The sequence below is a fragment of the Paenibacillus sp. JQZ6Y-1 genome (assembly GCF_040719145.1).
GTDB classification, from domain to species: domain Bacteria; phylum Bacillota; class Bacilli; order Paenibacillales; family Paenibacillaceae; genus Saccharibacillus; species Saccharibacillus kandeliae.
Genome location: NZ_JBFDUZ010000014.1, coordinates 1 through 2,363, shown reverse-complemented (window position 1 = coordinate 2,363; position 2,363 = coordinate 1). Strand labels below are relative to the sequence as shown.

Genomic DNA, 2,363 nt, shown 5'->3' with positions numbered 1-2,363 from the left:
CGCATATCGATTGAACGTCTGCCCATCGGTAATCGTTCCCTGAATCACATCTCGATTCAAGAAGCGCTTTAGCTTCGGATCATAGTACCGCGCTCGCATATAGTATAAACCGTTCGGGTCCGTCTGGACACCGTCTCGTCCGTTGTAGCGAAATGGCTGATTTGTGCTACCTTCATGCGACGTGAGTTCACCATACAGCCCATACGTATAGCGGTCCGTCACCTGACTGGCTTCGTTCGTCAGGATCGTCGTGCTTCCCCGTAAGTCACTGTGATAACTCAGGTACTGTCCGTCCGCATCTTCCCGTCCAATCAGTCCCAGTCCATACACATACCAAGCGAAAGCTTCGCCGTCTTCGTTCACTTCCATCAGCATCCGACTGAGTGGAGACGATTCATCCACTACATACCGGATTACCGATTTGCGCTGCTTCATCTCGATTCGGTTGCCGCTGGCACTATAGCGATAGCGTAACCGTCCGGATTGGATTAAGCGATTCCGGGCATCATACTCATACGCTCCCATCTGTTCGCCATCGGTCGCATACAGCAGGTTGCCATCTGCATCCAGTTCGACCGGATACTCACCCACACGTAGCAGGCGGTTGTCTGCTTGGTAGAACCATTGCTGCGTAGACGCACGGCTCGATGAACTAGAGGAGCCACTAGACGAAGCGATGCCCGCTAGCTCTCTCTGCTCTTCGGTTAGGTTCCCTGCCCGGTCATACGTATACCGGATCGTTTGGTCCGGTAGCTGTCCATGAATCAAGCGCTTGAAGTTATCATACGTGTACTGCCGGTCTTCTTCTTGCAGCAGCTGTCCAGCAGGGCTGTAGGTATACCGGAATTGTTGTAACCGAATCCCCAGCCCACTCGTATCGGTTAACCGGGTCAGCTGACCCGCGGCATCGTAGCTTCGTTCTTCTCGGCTACCGTTGGGACGGCGCGTTTGGATCAGGCGACCACTGCGATCGTACCGGTAGGCTGTCAATCGACCGTTCCAGTCTTTGACTTCGCTCAGTTCCCCTGCTGCCGTATACCGATATTCTACCACTTTTCCATCCGGATAGGTGAGATGCGTCAGACGTCCAGCCGCATCATAAGCATACCGGATCACATGCCCAAACTCATCGGTCGATTGAATCAGTTGACCCAAGGCATCGTAGACCTTCTCTTGTACCGCTCCGTTTTCTTCGATGCGGTTCAGTTGTCCATCTTCGGTGTAGCTCAGCTCAATCGTACCGACTTCATCTCGCTGCTGCAGCAAGCGACCACTGGCGTCGTACACATAGTGGATCTGCTGCCCGCGGGCACCGGTTTGGCGATGGAGCCAGCCTCGTTCGTCATACGCATAGTGTAGCGCGTTCCCGCTGGCATTGGTGATGTGTACCAATCGACCACTCGCATCGTACTGCTGCTGGGTGGAGTTGCCTTCTGCATCGGTATACGATGTCAGTTGATCGTCCCCGTCAAAGGTTTGTTGATAGGTGGCGGTTTCTGCCTGTGTGCCACTTTGCATCACTTCGATCAGGCGATGATTCACATCGTAACGGAAGTGGCTGGTACGTCCATCTGCGTCTTGACTTTCCAGCAGTTGGTGCAGACTGTTGAAGCGATAGTGTGTGGTGTGTCCAAGTCCATCCTGCAATGCGATCGGACGACCCAGATGATCATAGGTCAATTGCTGGACGACGTGCCCATCCGCATCCTGCACCGATAGCAAGCGACCGACAGCATCATGCTGGTAAGTGGTTTCGCGTCCGAGTGGGTCGGTGACCACGTCCAAGCGACCGACAGCATTGTACCGCAGGGTAGCGGTTTCGCCTAAGGCATTGGTTTCGGCAATCAGGCGATCCTCAGCATCATAGGTGTATTGTACGGTTTCACCAAGCGCATTGGTGACCGTGGCGATTTTGCCATTCGGTGTATAGGTGTAGCGAGATGCCGCACCAGAAGGCTGTACTCGCTGGATCGGACTACCAAAACCATCGTATACCGTGGTCCAGCTACGTCCTTCGGCATCGATGCGTTCGATCAGGTTGTCATCGCCATCATAGTACTGGTGACTGACCCCGCCTGCTGCATCTTCCAGCGTAGTAATCCGCCCCACGTCATCCAGTTGGACTTGGGTGGTTCGACCCGCAGCATCGGTATACGCACGCAGATTGCCCTGCGTATCATAGTCATAGCGGGAGATGCCGCCATTGAAGTCAGTATACTGCTCCACTTGACCGGAATCGGTGTAGCTCCAATAGGCAGAACTTCCATCCGGGCGAACGACGGCTGTCTGGCGACCAACCTCATCGTAACGATATTCCGTCACACTACCTTCGGCATCCACAATCTGAGACAGCAAATGATCCG

The 2,363-nt window shown here is 54.2% G+C and carries 1 protein-coding gene; it reads right to left on the bottom strand.

Annotated elements, in window-relative coordinates:
* Positions 1-2,363 (bottom strand): RHS repeat-associated core domain-containing protein (locus ABXR35_RS24020; protein WP_367064608.1); only part of this gene is annotated, 2,363 nt, incomplete at both ends.